The 20,493-nt window shown below is 35.9% G+C and carries 17 protein-coding genes; 8 read left to right on the top strand and 9 right to left on the bottom strand.

Going from position 1 to position 20,493, the window contains the following annotated elements; all coding sequences use genetic code 11:
- Positions 1–137 precede the first annotated feature (137 nt).
- The gene (locus DFQ08_RS03385; RefSeq protein ID WP_114308376.1) at positions 138–1,868 is read left to right on the top strand and encodes a T9SS type A sorting domain-containing protein; all 1,731 of its coding nucleotides are present in this window, start codon (positions 138–140) and stop codon (positions 1,866–1,868) included.
- Positions 1,869–1,945: 77 nt separating this feature from the next.
- Positions 1,946–2,926 carry a LuxE/PaaK family acyltransferase gene (locus DFQ08_RS03380; protein WP_114308375.1) on the top strand — a complete coding sequence of 327 codons (981 nt, stop codon included), beginning with the start codon at positions 1,946–1,948 and terminating at the stop codon, positions 2,924–2,926.
- A gap of 168 nt (positions 2,927–3,094) precedes the next feature.
- On the opposite strand, the gene tyrS is transcribed toward DFQ08_RS03380, so the two are convergent.
- Complete coding sequence (gene tyrS, locus DFQ08_RS03375) at positions 3,095–4,405, bottom strand: tyrosine--tRNA ligase (protein WP_114308374.1); 1,311 nt, start codon at positions 4,403–4,405, stop codon at positions 3,095–3,097.
- Between the two features lie 151 nt (positions 4,406–4,556).
- On the opposite strand from tyrS, the gene DFQ08_RS03370 reads away from it, so the two are divergent.
- On the top strand, positions 4,557–5,579 hold the full coding sequence (locus DFQ08_RS03370; protein ID WP_114308373.1) for an NAD-dependent epimerase/dehydratase family protein: 1,023 nt from the start codon (positions 4,557–4,559) through the stop codon (positions 5,577–5,579).
- Here the strand turns inward: DFQ08_RS03370 and DFQ08_RS03365 are convergent.
- From DFQ08_RS03365 to DFQ08_RS03355, 3 genes are read right to left on the bottom strand one after another with little or no spacing between them, the layout of a single operon-like run.
- Positions 5,550–6,008: a DUF4296 domain-containing protein gene (locus tag DFQ08_RS03365; protein WP_114308372.1), complete on the bottom strand. Its 459-nt coding sequence runs from the start codon at positions 6,006–6,008 to the stop codon at positions 5,550–5,552. The genes DFQ08_RS03370 and DFQ08_RS03365 overlap by 30 nt on opposite strands.
- A gap of 16 nt (positions 6,009–6,024) precedes the next feature.
- The gene (locus DFQ08_RS03360) at positions 6,025–7,368 is read right to left on the bottom strand and encodes a dihydroorotase (protein ID WP_114308371.1); all 1,344 of its coding nucleotides are present in this window, start codon (positions 7,366–7,368) and stop codon (positions 6,025–6,027) included.
- A gap of 6 nt (positions 7,369–7,374) precedes the next feature.
- Positions 7,375–8,097 carry a polyprenol monophosphomannose synthase gene (locus DFQ08_RS03355; protein WP_114308370.1) on the bottom strand — a complete coding sequence of 241 codons (723 nt, stop codon included), beginning with the start codon at positions 8,095–8,097 and terminating at the stop codon, positions 7,375–7,377.
- A 143-nt stretch (positions 8,098–8,240) separates the two neighbouring features.
- Between DFQ08_RS03355 and DFQ08_RS03350 the strand changes: the two genes are divergently transcribed.
- Positions 8,241–8,891 carry a DUF4271 domain-containing protein gene (locus DFQ08_RS03350; protein WP_114308369.1) on the top strand — a complete coding sequence of 217 codons (651 nt, stop codon included), beginning with the start codon at positions 8,241–8,243 and terminating at the stop codon, positions 8,889–8,891.
- Between the two features lie 16 nt (positions 8,892–8,907).
- Positions 8,908–9,657, top strand: coding sequence for a uroporphyrinogen-III synthase (locus tag DFQ08_RS03345; protein WP_114308368.1), 750 nt, complete (start codon positions 8,908–8,910; stop codon positions 9,655–9,657).
- A gap of 73 nt (positions 9,658–9,730) precedes the next feature.
- Here the strand turns inward: DFQ08_RS03345 and pckA are convergent, their stop codons facing one another.
- Complete coding sequence (gene pckA / locus DFQ08_RS03340) at positions 9,731–11,347, bottom strand: phosphoenolpyruvate carboxykinase (ATP) (protein WP_114308367.1); 1,617 nt, start codon at positions 11,345–11,347, stop codon at positions 9,731–9,733.
- A gap of 65 nt (positions 11,348–11,412) precedes the next feature.
- The gene (locus DFQ08_RS03335) at positions 11,413–11,802 is read right to left on the bottom strand and encodes a DUF423 domain-containing protein (RefSeq protein ID WP_114308366.1); all 390 of its coding nucleotides are present in this window, start codon (positions 11,800–11,802) and stop codon (positions 11,413–11,415) included.
- An 81-nt stretch (positions 11,803–11,883) separates the two neighbouring features.
- Here DFQ08_RS03335 and DFQ08_RS03330 point away from each other — a divergent pair, with 81 nt between their 5' ends.
- A complete protein-coding gene (locus DFQ08_RS03330; RefSeq protein WP_114308665.1) occupies positions 11,884–13,248 on the top strand; it encodes a saccharopine dehydrogenase family protein in 1,365 nt (454 codons plus the stop codon).
- A gap of 89 nt (positions 13,249–13,337) precedes the next feature.
- Complete coding sequence (locus tag DFQ08_RS03325) at positions 13,338–13,808, top strand: Lrp/AsnC ligand binding domain-containing protein (protein ID WP_114308365.1); 471 nt, start codon at positions 13,338–13,340, stop codon at positions 13,806–13,808.
- 57 nt (positions 13,809–13,865) lie between these two features.
- Here DFQ08_RS03325 and DFQ08_RS03320 read toward each other — a convergent pair whose 3' ends face one another.
- The 3 genes from DFQ08_RS03320 to DFQ08_RS03310 all read right to left on the bottom strand — a co-directional run bounded on the left by DFQ08_RS03320 (position 13,866) and on the right by DFQ08_RS03310 (position 16,890).
- On the bottom strand, positions 13,866–14,903 hold the full coding sequence (locus DFQ08_RS03320) for an aldo/keto reductase (RefSeq protein WP_114308364.1): 1,038 nt from the start codon (positions 14,901–14,903) through the stop codon (positions 13,866–13,868).
- Positions 14,904–15,118: 215 nt separating this feature from the next.
- Positions 15,119–16,078, bottom strand: a complete 960-nt coding sequence (locus DFQ08_RS03315) for an OmpA/MotB family protein (protein ID WP_114308363.1) — start codon at positions 16,076–16,078, stop codon at positions 15,119–15,121.
- A gap of 50 nt (positions 16,079–16,128) precedes the next feature.
- On the bottom strand, positions 16,129–16,890 hold the full coding sequence (locus tag DFQ08_RS03310) for an exodeoxyribonuclease III (RefSeq protein WP_114308362.1): 762 nt from the start codon (positions 16,888–16,890) through the stop codon (positions 16,129–16,131).
- Positions 16,891–17,035: 145 nt separating this feature from the next.
- Here DFQ08_RS03310 and DFQ08_RS03305 point away from each other — a divergent pair, with 145 nt between their 5' ends.
- Positions 17,036–20,479, top strand: a complete 3,444-nt coding sequence (locus tag DFQ08_RS03305; protein WP_114308361.1) for a hypothetical protein — start codon at positions 17,036–17,038, stop codon at positions 20,477–20,479.
- Positions 20,480–20,493: the final 14 nt, after the last annotated feature.

Genomic DNA, 20,493 nt, shown 5'->3' with positions numbered 1-20,493 from the left:
AGTAACTGACTTTAAGAAGCACCTGATTTTAACCTTGTTAAGGAATTGTAAAATAATAACTAATACTTATTAGGCTAGTAAAAGCTAGGTTTTTGTTATTATATTTGTGAACTAATCCTATTAATAAATTATCAATTATGAAGAAAATTTACTTTTTATTACTTTGTTTAATGAGTATTGCCACATATGGGCAATCACCTATTATTACCGCGATTGTAGATGGTGATTGTAGTGGAGGGAACCCTAAATTACTTGAAATCTATGCAGAAGGTACTGTAGACTTTAGCCTATACAGCATAGAAAACCAAACCAATGCAAATACAGATTGGGGAAATCAACAAGCTTTAACAGACTTAGGTACTGTAACGGATGGTTTTGTCTACATTACAACTTCTGGTAGTTCTGATGCAATCGCCTCTGACTTTCCTTCTTTAGCAACGGCTAATGTTTTAGAGAGTAATACAATGAACCTAAACGGTGATGATAGAGTTAGAATTATTTTAACCTCTGATAGCTCTGTTATAGACCAATATGGTGTTGAAGGTACTGATGGTTCAGGTACTGATTGGGAGTATAAAGACTCTTATGCAAAGCGCGCTAACGGTACAGGTCCAGATTCTGTTTTCACCCCTACTAATTGGGTTTTCGGTGGCGTAAGCGCATTAGATGGCTTAGGCGTATGCCAGAATGGAACAGAAACTTTTGAAAGTTTAATTGGAGGTGTAGGAACGTATTCTTCAACAGGTACTCCTTCTCCTAGTGTTTCTATAACGACCCCAACAAACAACACTGAATTTGACTCAGGGACTATTTCTGTAAACGTAGAGTTTACAACAGCTAACTTAGTTGGAGGTGAAAGTGTAACAATCACTGTAAACGGAACTGAATCAACTAATGCTACAAGTCCTTTTTCAATAACAACGGTAGATGGAGAAACTTACGCTGTAACTGCAGATTTAATTGATGCAACAGGTACAATTAGCACGAGCTCAATCACTTTTAGCGTTGCTAATCCAACAACAACCGCTCAAGTTGCCACGATCACTGAATTGAGAAATGGAAATATGGGTGACGAGTACGTATACGAATTAACAGGTGAAGCCATCATCTCTTACCTCGTAACAAGTAGTACAAGAAACCAAAAATACATCCAAGATGCTGGAGCAGGAATCTTAATTGATGATCCTGCAGGAATAATCACGACTACATTTGCTATAGGAGATGGTATGACTGGTGTAACAGGAACACTTTCTGAATACCTTGGCGTATTACAGTTTACACCAACAGAAGATGTTGCTGCAGCTTCATCTACAGGAAATACTATAACACCAATTAGTGTTAGTGCTTCTGAGTTTGCTAGCAATGGAGAGGCTTACGAAAGTAGATTAATCACAGTAACCGATGTTATGTTTTCTGAAACAGGCAACTTTGAAAGCTTCACAAACTATACGTTAACAGATGGTGCAGATGCTACCACAGCTAGAACTAGTTTTAGTGATGAAGATTTAATCGGTTCAGCAATACCAACTTCTATTTCTAATGTAACAGGATTAGGTGGTGAATATAACGGAGAGTACCAGATCTTACCAAGATACATTAGTGATATTGCTGAAGCCTTAAGTGTAAATGATTTCAACACCAACACTTTTAGCGTATATCCTAACCCAACAACTACAGGTTCTGTAACTATTACTTCTGTTAATACTGAAGTAATATCGGTACAAGTATTTGATATCTTAGGAAAGCAAGTTAAAAACGAAGTTATCACCAACAACACCTTAAACGTGGCTAACTTAAAGTCTGGTGTTTACATTGTAAAGATCACTCAGAATAACGCTTCTACAACTAAGAAATTAGTTATCAAATAAGTTGTATTCTTAACTTTTTAGAAAAGCGTAGTTCAAAATTTTGAGCTACGCTTTTTTATTTTCCATATTTTTGCAGCATGATATCTAAAGACGCCATTTTTAATATAAAATCTGATGCTGAATTTGAAACTTTGGCTTTAGAAGTTTTTAAATTTCAGTTTCAAAATAACAAAGTTTATCGTTCATTTTGCGACTTGCTCTATAAGCACCCTGCAGATATTAAACAGCTTGCAGACATTCCGTTCTTACCTATAGAATTCTTTAAATCGCGCAAGGTTGTTAGCACCTTAAACCCTATTGAAAAAACATTTTCTAGCTCAGGGACTACTGGGAGTATAACCAGTAAGCATTATGTTAATGACATTAAACTTTACGAAAACAGTTATCGCAAGGCTTTTAAACACTTTTATGGCCCTGTAGAAGACTATGTTGTCCTGGCCCTATTACCGTCTTATTTAGAGCGTGATGGCTCTTCATTGATTTATATGGTGAACGATTTAATAGCACAATCAAAACAACCGGAGAGCGGATTCTACCTCAACAATTTAGACGCCTTAGCCAACACCTTAAAAACCCTTGAAGCCAAAAAACAAAAAACACTATTAATTGGGGTTTCTTTTGCACTTTTAGATTTGGTGGAGCTGCACGAGTTAAATCTAGAACATACAATTGTTATGGAAACAGGTGGGATGAAAGGCCGCCGAAAAGAAATTATAAGACAAGAGTTACACCATATATTACAAACCGGTTTTAATACACAAGCTATACATAGTGAATACGGTATGACTGAATTATTAAGCCAAGCCTATTCTAAAGGTCAGGGTATTTTTGAATGCCCACCATGGATGAAAATCCTAACCCGAGATCCTGAAGATCCTCTGAGCATTCAAGCGCCAAACAAAACTGGAGGACTTAATGTTATAGATTTAGCCAACCTCAATTCTTGTGCCTTTATAGCCACTCAAGATTTAGGCAAAATAGATCCACAAGGACAGTTTGAAATTATTGGTCGCTTTGATAATTCTGATATTCGAGGATGTAATTTAATGGCCTTGTAAGGAACTTTATTTTTATACGACTTAATCAATGCTATGAAAAAGGAAAATTTTCATGAGTTGATTGATTGGTTAGAAGTGCTCAATACTATTGAGCACTTTTTTTATAATTAAAAAGCCTCACCGATAGAAAAACCAATGAGACTTTTAAACATTTAAGTCGTTCGAAATCTATACGATTTCTAAGATAAAATTGGTTTTCTTACCACGACTTAGAATAATGTATTTATCGTGAATTAAATCTTCCGACGATAAGATATAATCTTCTTTTACTTTTTCTTTATTTACTGCAATTGCATTTTCTTTTAGAGCACGTCTAGCATCACCGTTAGAGGCTAAGAAATTAGTTTTAGCTGCTAAAGCTCCAATCATATCAACACCTTCATTAAAATCTGCAGCTGTAATTTGAGCATGCTTTACACCTTCAAAAACATCTAAAAATAAAGATTCTGATAATTGTTTAATTTCGTTTTTAAAATCTTTGCTAAACAATATCTTAGACGCTTTTACAGCATTTTCATAATCCTCTTGGCTATGAACAAAAACAGTTACCTCTTCGGCTAAACGTTTTTGTAATAAACGTAAGTGTGGCGTTTCTTTATGTTCTGCTATTAAGTTTTCAATCGTCTCTTTATCTAAAAAGGTAAAAATCTTAATATATTTTTCAGCATCTTCATCGGTAGAGTTCAACCAGAATTGGTAAAACTTATAAACACTTGTTTTATCTGCGTCTAACCAAACATTTCCACCTTCACTTTTTCCAAATTTAGAACCGTCTGCTTTTGTAATTAGAGGACATGTCATCGCATAAGCTTTGGCTTGGTCTTCACCATCATGCATACGTCTTACAAGTTCAGTACCTGTGGTAATATTCCCCCATTGGTCACTTCCTCCCATTTGTAATTTACAACCTATGGTTTTATATAAATGATGAAAATCGTATCCTTGAATAAGTTGGTATGTAAACTCCGTAAAAGACATCCCTACATTACCTTCTTCTCCACTAAAACGTTTCTTTACAGAATCTTTGGCCATCATATAGTTCACCGTAATACGTTTTCCTACATCACGTGCAAAGTCAATAAAACTAAAGTTCTTCATCCAGTCGTAGTTATTCACTAACAACGGCGCGTTTTCATGGGTAGAATTGAAATCTAAAAAACGTGATAAAACACCTTTAATTCCTGCTACATTATGGGCTAAAGCCTTTTCGTCTAACAAGTTTCGCTCATCACTTTTTCCTGAAGGATCACCAATCATTCCGGTAGCACCTCCCACTAAAGCCACAGGTTTATGTCCTGCTTTTTCTAAATGCACCAATAAAATAATAGGTACTAAGCTTCCTATGTGTAGTGAATCTGATGTCGGATCAAAACCAATATAAGCCGTGGTCATTTCTTTATCTAATTGCTCTTCAGTTCCCGGCATGATATCATGTACCATTCCTCTCCAACGTAATTCTTCAACAAATTTATTTGCCATTGCTTTTTTCTTTCAAAATTGATTTACGCAAAGATAACTTTCCATGCTTAAAGACAAAAGACAAATTTAACCCAATTTAGGAAGTTTACTTAAGCCATAGAATTCCTTAAAGCACCTAAAAATTTAGGCTTAAATAATGTAACTTTGTGGTATGATATTAGTCACAGGCGCTACTGGTTTGGTTGGTTCACATCTTCTTTTTCAACTTTTAAAAAGTGATGTTCCTATCCGTGCTACTTACAGGAGAAAAGAAACATTGCAGCATGTAAAACATGTATTTGCTTATTTTTCTAATCATCCCAATACGCTTTTTAATAGAATTGATTGGGTGGAGGCAGACATTAATAACATTCCCCAATTACAAGATGCGTTTAAAGGTGTTCAATGGGTTTACCATTGTGCTGCCTTAGTCTCTTTTGACCCTCATCGTTATAAACTTTTACGAACGGTTAATATAAAAGGAACGGCTAATATTGTAAACCTGTGCCTGAGTCACGATGTTAAAAAATTATGCTATGTCAGCTCTATTGCGGCTTTAGGCCATTATAATAGGCCTGAAAAACATATTCATGAGCAAACGGAATGGAATCCTGAAGACGACAACACCGTGTATGCTATAACTAAATATGGCGCCGAACTTGAAGTGTGGCGAGGAACCCAAGAAGGTTTAGACGCCGTTATTGTTAATCCTGGTATTATCTTAGGTGGAGGCTATTGGCATGGGGCCGGTAGTGGCAGTTTGTTTAAACGCCTTTATGAAGGTCAGAGTTTTTACACCGCTGGGGTTACTGGGTATGTTGGCATTTGGGATGTGGTAAAAGTGATGGAAATGCTGATGCAAAGCCATATAAAGAATGAAGGTTTTATTTTAGTTTCAGAAAACTTAAGCTTTAAAACCTTTTTCACTAAAGTGGCTAAAGCCTTAAAGGTGAAACCTCCATATAAAGAAGCAAAATCTTGGTTATTACAACTTGCGTGGCGCTTAGATTGGCTTAAGCATGCTATTTTAAGACAACCCCGCATTCTTTCTAAGCAAGCGGCAAAATCGGCTCAAAGTCTTACCTATTATGATAACTCGAAACTAAAATCGGCCTTAGATTTTGAATTTACACCCATAGATGAAAGTATAGAGACCGTCAGTACTCTATTTATCAAAGACCGCTTCTCCACTTAAATTATTTGAGGGCTTAGGTTTAGTATTCTTTTCCGTAGCAGATTTAGCGGCTTTACTTTTCTTAATGGAATCTTCTTCCTTCTCTTTTAACTTTTCTAAACGCTCTTTTTCCGCTTCTAAACGGGTTTTAGCGTCTTCTACAATGGCTTTATACGCTTCAGCATCGTAGGCGTAATACATATTACTTTTTGCAAATTGAAGGCTATCAATCTCATATTTTTCTAGAATGTAAGCTTCCGGATCAAAGTGGTGATCTTCTAAAATCTTTCTATTCACCCCTTTAGCGGCATTAATAATATGCAATTCATAAAGCAGATCAGCCATCTTGTCTTTAGAAATTAAGTTTTCGGGTTTCTCGGGTGGTTTTACACCATCGCAGGCCCACATTACTCCGCCTAAAATGACCAATAAACTAATCTGCTTTAACATGCTTTTCTTTTTAATCCTATCTATCAAAAGTTAATCGTTCTCCTGCTTTAACATCCAATACATTAAAGTTGTTATACACTAATTTTCCGTTTACAAAAGTGTGGGTAATACGACTCTTAAAGGTACTACCTTCAAACGGAGACCAACCACATTTGTACAAGATATTGCTCTTATTAACGGTCCAAGGGCTCTGTGGATCTACAATCACTAAATCGGCAAAATAACCTTCTTTAATATAACCACGCTTTTCTACGTTAAATAGAATTGCAGGGTTATGACATGCTTTTTCTACAATTTTTTCAACTGAAATTTTCCCTTGATGATGCGCTTCCATCAATGCCATTAGCGCATGCTGCACTAAAGGTCCACCAGAAGGCGCTTTGGTATAAGGATTATTTTTTTCCTCTAAGGTATGTGGTGCATGATCGGTAGCAATAACATCAATACGGTCGTCTAATAAGGCTTTCCATAATTGCGCTCTATCGTCGGCTGTTTTCACCGCAGGATTCCATTTAATATGACTGCCTTTTTTAGCGTAATCTTCATCTGAAAACCACAAATGGTGAATACAAACCTCAGCGGTAATCTTTTTGTCTTTTAGAGGAATTTTATTGGTGAATAAATTGGTTTCCTTACCTGTTGATAAATGGAAAATATGCAGTCTAGCACCGGTTTTCTTAGCCAACTCAATAGCTTTAGAAGACGATTTGTAACACGCTTCTTCACTTCTAATAATCAGATGCATTTCCATAGGAATATCATCCCCGTACTCTGCTTCGTATTTGGCTAAGTTCTCCTTAATGGTTGCTTCATCTTCACAGTGTACAGAAATAACCATATCGGTACTTGAAAATATTTTTTCAATCACTTTAGGGTCATCCACAAGCATATTTCCTGTAGAGGAACCTAAGAACAATTTTAATCCGGCTACGGTTTTAGGATCTACTTTTAAAATTTCATCTAAATTATCATTAGTCCCCCCAAACATAAACGAATAGTTAGCATAAGAAGACTTCGCTGCGATGTCAAATTTTTCTTCTAACTTTTCAAGGGTGGTGGTTTGTGGATTGGTATTAGGCATCTCTATAAATGAGGTAATACCACCAGCAATTGCAGCTTTAGATTCTGTTTCTATATTGGCTTTATGGGTTAATCCCGGTTCTCTAAAATGCACTTGATCATCAATCATGCCAGGAAAAACATAATTACCTTCGGCATCAATAACCATAATGTCTGCCGACTTTACACTTATAGAACTGTCAATTTCCTTTATAATATTGTTTTCAATATAAATATCACCTTCAACAATTTTTCCTTCGTTGACGATTCTTGCATTTTTTATGAGGGTATTTCGCGTCATGTTATTTTACTTCGTAAATAAACTTTTAATTTTTAAACTAATCACACCAAAAATCGCTTCAGTAATAATACCGCCGCTCATTTTAGATTTTCCTTTGGTTCTATCTTTAAAGATTACAGGGATTTCAACAATTTCAAACCCTTTTTTATGGGCTTTAAATTTCATTTCAATTTGAAAAGCATAACCCACAAATTTAATCTTCTTTAGATTAACAGCTTCCAAAACGGCTCTTTTATAGCAAATAAACCCAGCTGTAGAGTCTTTTACCTTCATCCGTGTTATAAATCTCACGTAACGTGAGGCTCCATAAGATAAGAGAATTCTTGATAAAGGCCAATTGACCACCGTAATTCCCTTTACATAGCGCGAACCCACTGCTATGTCAGCACCTTTTGAGGCACAGGCCTCATAGAGTTTAGGAAGATCATCTGGATTATGAGAAAAATCGGCATCCATTTCAAATATAAAATCGTAGCCTTTTTCTAAGGCCCACTCAAAACCTGCAATATAAGCCGTTCCTAATCCGCTTTTAGAGGTACGCTCTAAGAGAAAAAGTTGATCTTTAAATTGGCTTTGCAACGTTTTGACAGCGGTTCCCGTTTGATCTGGTGAGTTATCATCAACAATAAGCACATCAAATGTCTTCTGTTGTGAAAACACGGCTTTAATGATTGACTCTACATTTTCAATCTCATTATAGGTTGGGATGATGACAACAGCGTCCGACATTAACTCACTTTTAAACCTTCTCAGGTGGCGTTTTAGAATTTCAACAAAAATAAAGTTTTTAATGGATAAAAAGTCGGAATTAACTTTTTTGATAGATAAGTAATCCCCTATAAATTTAAAATCATTTTTTATAATTTAGCCCCATGCGAAATTATATAACATACGAGTGGTTTACCCTATTTACAGTCTTAGGATTGTTTGCCGTAACGGTAGCCAAGTATATGAATACGCTTCGTTTTAAGGATTTTTTGCAAGTCATTGGCCGTTCAAAATATTTAAAAATCTATGCTAAGGATCAAAAATTTATTGACCAATTTGATAGTTTTCTCTTTGTGAACCTCAGTCTTTCGCTCAGTATTTTTATTTATTTCGCCTACACCACCTTTGTTACGCCTTTAAGTTTTGAACTTATAGTTTTTTTAAAATTATTACTCGCCGTCTCTACGATTTTAATTATAAAAACCCTTCTAGAGCGTTTAATTGGGAGTCTTTTTGAAATGGATAGCTTAATTGACGATTATATATTTCAAAAAACAACCTTTAAAAATTTCTCAGGAATTCTGTTTTTAACAGCAAATTTATTTTTGTTGTATACTGATTTTAACACAAGTATCATTCTAGTTATAGCATTTACAGTTGTTTGCCTAACCAACCTTATTGGTTTTGTTTCTACATTTAAAACACATCAAAAATTAATAAATCCTAATTTTTTCTATTTTTTATTGTACCTTTGCGCTCTCGAAATTAGCCCTTATATTCTTTTATATAAGGTGATTAGCGAGTATAACGCTTAAAACACAAGCATTCCGTATGAAAGTGAAAACAATTTTAGTATCGCAACCAGAGCCTAAAATAGAGAACTCACCATACTTTGATTTGCAAGAAAAGCAAAAAGTAAAAGTAGACTTTAGACCCTTTATTCATGTTGAAGGTGTATCTTCTAAAGACGTGAGACAACAAAAAGTTGACCTAAGCAAATATTCAGCCATTATTCTTACCAGCAGAAATTCTGTAGATCATTTCTTTAGAGTCGCAGATGAAATGCGCTTTAAAGTGCCAGATTCTATGAAATATTTCTGTCAGTCTGAAGCTGTTGCTTATTATTTACAGAAGTATGTGGTGTACAGAAAACGTAAAATTTATGTTGGGAAACGTACCTTTGAAGAATTAATGCCTTTAATTAAAAAATATAAAGACGAAAACTTCTTATTGCCCACTACAGACAAAGTAAAACCTATTATTCCTGAAAATTTAGACGCTTTAGGCGTAAATTGGAAACAGGCCACTTTTTACAAAACAGTCATCAGCGATTTATCTGACTTATCTAATGTAACCTATGACATTTTAGTGTTCTTTAGCCCATCTGGCATTGAGTCTTTATTCCACAATTTTCCAGATTTCAAGCAGAATGACACGCGTATCGCTGTATTTGGAAACACCACTGTAAAAGCAGTGAAAGAAAAAGGATTGCGTGTAGATATTTCTGCACCAACACCAGAAACACCTTCCATGACGATGGCTTTACAGAAATATATTGACGCTGTAAATAAAGGAAAATAATTACGCACAAGACCGTATTAAAAAAGCGATTCTAAAATTTAGAATCGCTTTTTTTTTTGCATCAATTTGTTATTTAAAACGCATAACGCTGTGGTCCACCACGTCTTACTTCTTCAGAAGCATAAGACTCAAATTTCTTAAAGTTTTCTCTAAAGGCATTAGAGAGTTTAAAGGCCATAGTATAATATGCTTTATCGTCTTTCCATGTCGCTCTCGGACTTAAAACTTCCGTAGGCACACCAGGACAAGTTCTTGGTTGCGCTACCCCAAACACGGAATGAATATGGTAATCTTCATAAGTATAATCTCCCAAATCGCCATTTAGTGCGGCGTTAATCATCGCTCTGGTGTATTTTAATTTCATACGTGTTCCTATACCATAAGGTCCGCCAGTCCACCCTGTATTAACCAACCAAACATTAACGCCTGCCTCCTGCATTTTTTCACTTAACATCTTAGCATAAGCCGTAGGGTGTAATGGCATAAACGGTGCTCCAAAACAAGCAGAAAAACTTGGTACAGGCTCTACTACACCGGCTTCTGTACCGGCTACTTTTGCCGTATACCCAGAAATAAAATGATAAGCTGCCTGACTTGGAGTTAACTTAGAGATTGGAGGCAAAACTCCAAAAGCATCTGCAGTTAAGAAAAATATATTTTTAGGATTTTCCCCAATAGAGGGTTGTCTTATATTGTCTATGTGATAAATAGGATAACTCACTCGTGTATTTTGTGTAATAGAAGTATCTGCAAAATCCACATGCCCCTCGCTATCCATGATTACATTTTCAAGAATGGCTCCTTTTTTAATCGCTGCAAAAATTTCGGGCTCTTGTTTTTGTGATAAATTAATAACCTTGGCATAGCAACCTCCTTCAAAATTAAAAACAGTGTTTTCAGCTGTCCAACCATGTTCATCATCTCCTATTAAACTTCGATTAGGATCTGTAGAAAGGGTTGTTTTTCCAGTTCCGGATAATCCAAAGAAAATAGCCGTATCGTCGTTCTTCCCAACGTTAGCGCTACAGTGCATTGGTAAGGTGTTTTTATACACTGGAAGAATAAAATTCAAGGCCGAAAAGATTCCTTTTTTAATTTCTCCGGTATATCCTGTCCCTCCGATAAGGGCTATTTTTCGTGTAAAATCTAAAATTGCAAAATTGTGCTGACGTGTGCCATCCACTTCGGGATTGGCCATAAAACCAGGCGCATTAACCACGGTCCATTCTGGTGTAAAATGTTCTAATTCCGCTTCCGTTGGACGTAAAAACATGTTGTAAGCAAACATGTTACTCCAAGGGTACTCATTAATAACTCTGATATTTAGTTTGTAATTAGGATCTGCACACGCATAACTATCACGAACATAAATCTCTTTATTAGATAGGTAGTCCACTACCTTATCATAAAGCTTTTGAAATTTAGAGCTTTCAAAAGGAATATTCACTGGCCCCCACCAAACTTTATCTTTGGTTATAGTGTCTTCTACTATAAAACGGTCCATTGGAGAACGTCCGGTAAACTCGCCAGTATGCACTGCTAAAGCGCCCGAGGAAGCTTCTACACCTTGACCTTTAGAGCAGGTCTCGGCGTGTAATTCTTCTGATGTTAATTGATAATTAACCTTTGCATTTTTAATTCCATATTGATTTAACGAAATCGTTTTCGTAAATTGGGAATGATTTGCCATAATATTAGTGTTGTTTAGTTATGCAAAACTAAAATATTATTTTGAATCCGCACCTTTAAGCCCGTTTAATTAACCTTATGTTTATATACAGCCCAAAGCAAAAGTCCCCACCCACAAATAAGTCCTAATCCGCCAATAGGCGTTACAAAACCTATGGTTTTGAAATCTATAACAGTAAGGACATTGGTGGCTAAACCATAAATAGAACCTGAAAAAAGTAACACACCAAATAGAATACAATAAAAGATATAGGACTTCATTTTTAGACTCACCATCGTGGTATTTCCTAAAAAGAGTAAGAAAAAGGCATGGTAGATTTGATAACGTACTCCGGTTTCAAAAGTTGCAATAGCTGCCGTACTAATTAAAGCTTTTAACCCATGAGCCGCAAAGGCTCCCAAAATAATCCCTAACATGCCCAAAATAGATCCGGTAATCAACAGCTTCTTATTCATAATATTAACGTTTATGTAGTCTTTATTGCCTTTTGTATTCCTTATTTTCGTAAAACACAAATTTAATCATATATACTCATGATGCGAAACATATTAATCATTGGAGCTGGTAAATCTTGCTCTTACCTTATAAAATATTTACTTGATCATTCTGAATCGCAAAATCTAAAACTCACCATTGGCGATCTGAATGTTGAAAATGCCAAGAAACTTATCGGTACTAATGTTAAGGCTGATATTATACACCTTGATGTCTTTGATCCTGAATCGCGTTCAGAAGCCATAAAAAAAGCCGATATTATCATTTCTATGCTTCCTGCCCGTTTTCATATTGAAGTGGCTAGAGATTGTATCAAATTTAAGAAGCATATGGTAACAGCCTCTTATGTGAGTAAAGAAATGCAAGCTCTTGATGCAGAAGCTAAAGCCAATAAGCTCATTTTTATGAATGAAATAGGTGTAGATCCTGGTATAGACCACATGAGTGCCATGCAAGTGATAGACCGTATTAGAGATAAAGGTGGTAAAATGATTTTATTTGAATCCTTTACTGGCGGTTTAGTAGCACCAGAAAGTGATACTAATTTATGGAACTATAAATTTACATGGAACCCTAGAAACGTAGTTGTCGCTGGTCAAGGAGGGGCCGCTAAATTTTTACAGGAAGACCAATTTAAGTACATTTCTTATAACCGATTATTTAGACGTACCGAATTTTTAGATGTTGAAAACTATGGCCGTTTTGAAGCCTATGCTAATAGAGACTCTTTAAAATATCAAAATGTGTATGGCTTAGATCATGTAAAAACCTTATACCGCGGGACCATGCGACGTGTAGGCTTTAGTAGAGCGTGGAATGCCTTTGTACAATTAGGAATGACAGATGATAGCTATACCATTGACGATAGTAAAAACATGAGTTATCGCGATTTTGTCAATGCATTTTTACCCTACAGTCCTACCGACTCTGTGGAATTAAAATTTAGACACGCCCTTAAAATTGATCAAGATGATATGATGTGGGACAAGTTTTTAGAGTTAGATCTTTTTAACCCAAAAAAAATGGTAGAGCTTGATAAAGGGACTCCAGCTCAAATTCTTCAAAAGATATTAATGGACAGTTGGACCTTAGAAAAAGACGATAAAGACATGATTGTGATGTATCATAAATTTGGCTACGAGCTAAATGGTAAAAAGCATCAAATTGATGCCACGATGGTTACCTTAGGACAGGATCAAACCTATACGGCTATGGCTAAAACTGTAGGCTTACCGGTAGCTATAGCGACGTTAGCCATCTTAAACGGCGACATAAAAACATCAGGCGTTCAAATTCCGATTACTAAAGAAGTATATACACCTATTTTAAAAGCTTTAGAAGCATACGATATAGCGTTTAAAGAATATGAGGTTCCGTATTTAGGCTATAACCCTTTAAATGTGTAACCTTAATATTTAAAGTATTTATTTTAAAAGCCTTTCAAATTGAAACGCTTTTTTTATCTTCCCATTTCAATTTAAAAGAAGGTAGTCTTATGAAAATTAATGATGGAGGTATTTATATTGATGGTATTGATAAAAAAATACTTCGGGCTTTGATGGATGATGCACGAACCCCAATTTTAGAAATTGCGCGTAATGTAGGCATATCTGGTGCCGCCATTCATCAGCGCTTAAAAAAACTAGAAAAATCTGGTCTTATCGCCGGATCTAAATTCATCATTAACCCAAAAGTCTTGGGCTATACCACTATGGCTTTTGTCGGTGTTTATCTTGATAAAGCCATTAGTAATCCAGAGGCCGTAAAGCAATTGCAGAAAATACCTGAAGTTATTGAATGTCATTACACCACAGGAAACTGGTCTATCTTTATTAAAATACTCTCTAGAGATAATGAGCATTTAATGCATGTTCTTAATTCTGAAATCCAAAGTATTAAAGGGGTTTCAAGAACGGAAACCTTTATTTCGCTTCAAGAGCAGATCAATCGTCAAATAAAAATCTAAAAAAAGCACGTGTTTAAAATGCGTGCTTTTTTAATATTCAAATTTGAAACCTTACTATTAAGGCGCCGGATTAGGAATTTCAGCATGTACCGCATTAATCGCTTCCATAAGCTCTTGAGATAAGTTGATATCTATACTCTCTATATTTTCTGTCAACTGATCTAAATTAGTTGCTCCTATAATATTACTCGTTACAAAGGGTCTTTCATTTACAAAAGCTAAAGCCATTTGTGCTAAGGACATATTGTGGTCTTCTGCAATCTTCAAATAGCGCTTTGTCGCCTCTGTAGCCTGAGTACTATTGTAACGTGAAAATCGAGGGAATAAATTTAAGCGCGCATTTGCCGCAGCCGTCCCTTTTATGTATTTTCCAGATAATACCCCGAAAGCCATTGGAGAATAGGCCAAGAGCCCAATATTTTCACGGTGTGCAACCTCAGCCATATCACCTTCAAAGACTCTATTGATTAAAGAATAAGCATTCTGAATGGTGATCATCCGTGGCAAATGATGACGCTTAGATTCTTCTAAATAACGCATGGTTCCCCAAGCTTTCTCATTAGAAATCCCAACTTGCCTAATTTTTCCAGACTTTATGATGGCATCTAAATGTTGAAGAATTTCATTAAAATTATCCTCCCATGAATCGTTGTCATTAGGGGTATAATCTCGTGTCCCAAAAGTATTAGTTTGGCGTTCTGGCCAATGCAATTGGTATAAATCTATATAGTCTGTTTTTAATCGCTTTAAACTGTTATCTACGGCTTCATTTAAAGCTTCTTTACTAAAACCATTGGTTCTAATATGCGCCGTATAATCACCGGTTCCGGCAATTTTAGTCGCTAACACTACTTGGTCGCGCTGTCCTGTTTTTTGAAACCAATTTCCTATAATTCGTTCGGTTTTTGCATAGGTTTTTGCTTCTGCTGGAACTGGATACAACTCTGCACAATCAAAGAAATTAACGCCTTTATCTAGGGCTAAATCCATTTGAGCGAAGCCTTCATTTTGCGTGTTTTGATTTCCCCAGGTCATGGTACCCAAGCAAATTTTACTCACTTTAATATCGGTATGTGGTAAGGTGGTATATTTCATAGTAGATCCTGATGCAACAGGACGATTATTTTAATTAAACTTAGTGGTTAAGGACTTCGACGATAAGAACCGTAAAACCTTATAAAAAAATAGACTTCATTAATTTTATAATCAATGAAGTCTAACTTTCTAAAATGCACGAACTTTACTTACAAAGCTTCTTCTATAAAAATAAGCTTTTTATGTTAGAAAAAACGCACCTGCATTTAATTCTTTTAAATATCATTGAGTAACTTAGAAATCTCATCTAATTTCGGTGTTAAAATCACCTCAATACGTCTGTTCTTAGCTCTACCTTCTGAAGTCTCATTACTAGCAATAGGTGCAAATTCTCCACGACCTGCTGCCGTTAGATTTTCAGGGTTAATAGCCTCATTTTCTCTCAAAATAGTTACAATGGCCGTAGCACGTTTTGCAGATAAATCCCAGTTACCGCTTAATTGCGCATTCCCTTTATAAGGAACATTATCGGTATGACCTTCAATAAGCACAGAGATTTCAGGGTTCTCCGCTAACACACTTCCTAATTGTCTAACGGCTTGTTTTCCTTGTGCTCCGACGTACCAACTTCCAGATTGAAACAATAATTTATTTTCCATAGAAATGTACACCTTTCCATCGCGTTGTTCTACGGTAAGTCCTTTCCCTTCAAAATTAGTTAAGGCTTTAGAAATGGCGTCTTTTAATTTGTTCATCGCAGCATCTTTGCTCGCAATAACATTTTCTAATTCTGCCACACGCTGAGAACGATTCTCTAACTCTTGCTTTAAGGTTTTTAAACGTTCATTTTCGGCCGCTAAAGCTTGTTCTTTGGCTTCTAATTGTGCCAAAAGCTCTCTGTTTTTCTGTGCATTTTTTGCAATAGAGGCAGAACTATTTTCTTCTAATGCCTTATACGACGCTCTTAACGTTTCTAAATTAGATTGGGCCGCTGCATAATCTGCTTGTAATTTATCGCGTTCTGCAACCGCTTTATCATAGGCTTGTTGTAAATCATTAAGATCATTGGTCAATTGGGTTTTGTCACTAGATAAGGTTTCTAATTCATCCGAAAGCCCCCTATTTTCTTGCTTTAAATCGGCATATTTATCTTCTAATTCCGTGTATATTTTCTTTGAAACACAAGACGTACATAAGGTAAGGCCTACGGCTAATATTGAAAGTTTTTTAATCATCATTTGTTCTGTTAGGTTTATTTTAATCTATATTTAATTTGGGGACTTGCTTAAAAATCGAGTTCTAGTAAAATAGGACAATGGTCACTATGAACCGCTTCTGTTAATATAACGCTACGTTTTATTTTTTCTTTTAATGGGCTGCTCACCATGGCATAATCTAAACGCCAACCTTTATTATTTGCTCTAGAATTGGCTCTATAACTCCACCATGAATATTCTTGACGCTCTGGGTGTAAGAATCGAAAACTATCTATAAATCCACTGTCAATAAAATCGCCCAACCATTCGCGCTCTTCAGGTAAAAACCCTGAAACTCCTTTCATTTTTGGGTTGTGAATATCAATTTCTTCATGACAAATATTATAATCACCACAAACCACTAAATTAGGTTTGTCTTTCTGCAATTCTATAAGATATTTCTGAATAAGGTCCATGTATTCAAACTTATGAGACAATCTTGCATCATTCGTTCCTGAAGGCAAATACATACTCATTATAGAAACTTCATCATAGTCTACTCTAATGTTTCGACCTTCAAAATCCATCGATTCTATTCCGGTTCCGAATTCTATATGCTTAGGTTCTTTTTTACACAATACGGCCACACCACTGTAACCTTTTTTCTGAGCGCTAAACCAATAATTAAAGTTATATCCTGCATCTGTAAACAAGCTTAAATCAAGCTGCTCTTCCATAGCTTTAATTTCTTGAAGACATATAACATCTGGATCTGTGGCTTTTAACCATTCTATAAATCCTTTATTTATGGCGGCTCTAATACCGTTAACATTATAAGAAACTATTTTCATACACCTATTTTTCGCTTTAAGCGACGCTCTTTTTTGTTCTAATTTCAATGAATTGCTAAATTAAATAATACTGTACTTTTACCCTATAATTTTATACTGCATTTAACGATAAAATATTTTTAGCTTTCAACAGTTATTATTCCACATGAGGTTTGTACTTTGTTTTCTATGTTTTTTATGTACCGCCTTGGGGAGTTCTCAAGAAGCGGCATCTAATTATAGACAAAAAAAAGTGGCGGTTAGCGATTCTATTCAAATAGATTCTGTCAGTATAAACCCAACCCAATTTAAAGTCCTTAGTCTTGACAACGTACTTATAGATCCTAGCTTGTACACGGTAAATTACGCCCAAGCATGGTTGCAATTTAAGCGTCCAATAACTATGGATAGCATTAGCATTGCGTATTTACGCTATCCAGAATTTTTAACCAAAGTTTATAAGCAGCTCGATGATGATGTGGTTATAGACCGCTCTTCTAATTACGGACAACTCTACAGTTTAAAGCGTACAACCTCTAAAAATAGCTTTACTCCTTTTGATGGCCTGACCACTTCGGGAAGTATTTCTAGAGGAATTACCATAGGAAACAATCAGAATTCAGTTTTAAATAGTGAACTCGATCTACAAATTTCAGGTAAATTAAGTGATAAAGTATCGCTAAGAGCATCCATCCAAGACTCAGATATTCCGCTGCAAGAAAGTGGATATTCACAGCGTTTAGATGAATTTGACCAGGTTTTTATTGAATTATTTTCTGAAGATTGGAACATTAGAGCAGGAGATATTGACTTAGAAAACAACAACAGTTATTTTGCTGATTTTTCTAAGCGAGTCCAAGGCTTATTGGTCCATGCCAATCTTAGTGAAAAAACTTCGGTTTTTGCCTCAGGCGCTTTAGTTAGAGGGCAGTTTACAACCACACAATTTACGGCTGAAGAAGGCAACCAAGGCCCATACAAATTAACGGGTTCTAATAATGAATTGTATGTCTTTGTGGTATCGGGTAGTGAAACCGTTTATGTTAATGGGGTCCCCTTAGAACGCGGAGAAAACAAAGATTACATTATTGACTACAACGCCGGTGAAATTATCTTTAATGCCACCTACCCCATCACCTCCGAAATGCGAATTACCGTAGATTACCAATTTAGCGAGCGTAACTATTCTAGGTTTACGGTCTTTGGTGGTGCCCAGTTTAAAACCGATAATTTACAACTTAATGTTGCTGTGTATTCTGAAAGCGATGCAAAAAACCAACCCTTGCAACAGAATCTCTCTACAGAACAAACGGAAATCTTGGCCAATGCAGGAGACAATCTAGATTTAATGTCTGCACCATCGGCAACGTTGACCAGCTATTCTGAAAACCGCATTTTATACCGAAAAGAAACCATAGGGACCGAAGAATACTACGTCTACTCCAATAATTCTGAAGACGAATTATACAGCCTTACCTTTACTTATGTGGGGCCCAATGAAGGCAATTATGTTTTAACCAATTCTAATGCTATTAATAATATTTACGAATATGTGGCTCCTATAGCTGGCGTGCCGCAAGGAGATTACGAACCTATTACCCAACTCATAGCTCCAGAACGCCTTCAAATTGCCACCGTAAACGGAACTTACACGCCCAGTGATAAAACAAAACTCTTTTTTGAAGTTGCCGGAAGCAAGAAAGACGAGAACTTATTTTCAAACTTAGATGATAATGACAATGATGGTTATGCGGCTAAATTTACGCTTCAGCAATACCTTATCCAGACCGATTCGCTTTGGAATCTATCGGCAAGCATAGATACCGATTATCTTCAAAAAAACTTTAATACCATTGAGCGTTTGTACCGTGCGGAATTTACTCGCGATTGGAATTTAGAGGAGTCTGAGACCAGCACCAGCTATACTATACCGGAAGGTGACCAGTTGTTATTTAGCACAGGCTTACAGCTCTCGCATCTAAAAAAAGGAAGCGCCAACTACACGTATGAACATTTAAATTACGCGGAAAATTTTAAAGGTAATAGACACAATCTGACAACAAATTTACAGCTTGGAGGTTTTCACTTTTACTCTAGCTCTAGTGCCCTAAAAAGTGAAAGCACATTAAATGGTTCTACTTTTTTGCGGTCTTTTAATCGGTTGGCTTATCAAAAAAATAAGAAATGGGCGGGCATAAAATTCTCTACTGAAGATAATGAGCAACGCGACCTACAAACCGATTCTTTAACAGCCTTAAGTCAGAAATTTAAAGCCTATGAAGCTTTCGTCGGTATTGGTGACAGCACCGATGTGTATGCAGAAATTGGCTATATAAAACGTTTCAATGATAGTTTACGGTCTAATGAGCTTAAAAACGTGAGCAACTCTAACACCTACTATTTAAAGTCACGACTGATTCAAAATAAAAATACAAGCCTACAACTTTTTTTAAATTACAGAACTTTAAAATCTAAAGAAGCGAGTACTGATGATGAGCAAAGTTTGAATGGCCGCTTTATCTTGAATCAAAAATTATTTAAAAACCTCGTTATTTGGAATAGCAATTTTGAAATTAACTCCGGTACCTCGCCACAACAAGATTTCACCTATGTAGAGGTCGAAGCCGGGCAAGGTGCCTACACTTGGATTGATTATAATGCCAATGGCATACAAGAATTAGATGAATTCGAAATTGCACAGTTTTCAGACCAAGGCAGTTATATAAGAGTGCTTCTCCCTAATCAAATTTACTTGCAAACCCATCAAAATAAGTTCGGACAAACCTTAACCATTAATCCACAAAAATGGAGTACTTCAGAAAATAAAACACAACTATTTTGGTCGCATTTTTACAACCAGGCCTCATTTTTAGTGAATAGTGAAAAGTTTAAATCAGATAATGGTTTTAACCTTAACCCCTTTCAAGCTTTAGAAAAAGATATCGCCACTGAAGATTTTGTATCCTTAAACTACAGCCTTAAAAACATCTTATTTTTTAATCGCGGTAAGCAACACTTTACCACCTCGTACACCTATCTAAGTAATAAGAGTCGTAATTTATTATCTACAGGGACGCAACAGAATAAAACTAACAGTCATCAGCTTAATTTTAACCATAAATTACATGCCAACTGGTTAACGACGATATTAGCAAGTATAGGAAATGAAGAGAGTAACAATGATAATTTTACGAGTCAGAATTACAGCATTGACCAGTATTTTATGAAACCTAAATTGAGTTATCTGTTTGATGAAAATGCTCAGTTTGATGTGTTTTACCAATACACTTCTAAAACTAACGTCATGGCCAGTTTTGAAACCTTAGCCCAAAACAACTACGGTTTTTCATTCACATATAATAAAGCTCAGAAAATAGCATTAACAGGCGAATTTAATTTATTTGAAAACGACTTTGAAGGCAATTCTAATTCTCCTGTAGCCTACCAAATGCTCGAAGGTCTTCAACAAGGTAAAAACCTCACTTGGAGTCTACTGGCACAGAAAAAACTAACCAAATATTTAGACCTTAACCTAAATTACTTCGGAAGAAAGTCTGAAACGGCAAAAACCATCCACACGGGGACCATACAACTGAAAGCCTATTTTTAGACTAAAGCTCCAAT

It is taken from the genome of Winogradskyella arenosi (assembly GCF_003337305.1).
Lineage (GTDB): Bacteria > Bacteroidota > Bacteroidia > Flavobacteriales > Flavobacteriaceae > Winogradskyella > Winogradskyella arenosi.
This window is presented reverse-complemented; position numbering and strand designations above follow the sequence as displayed.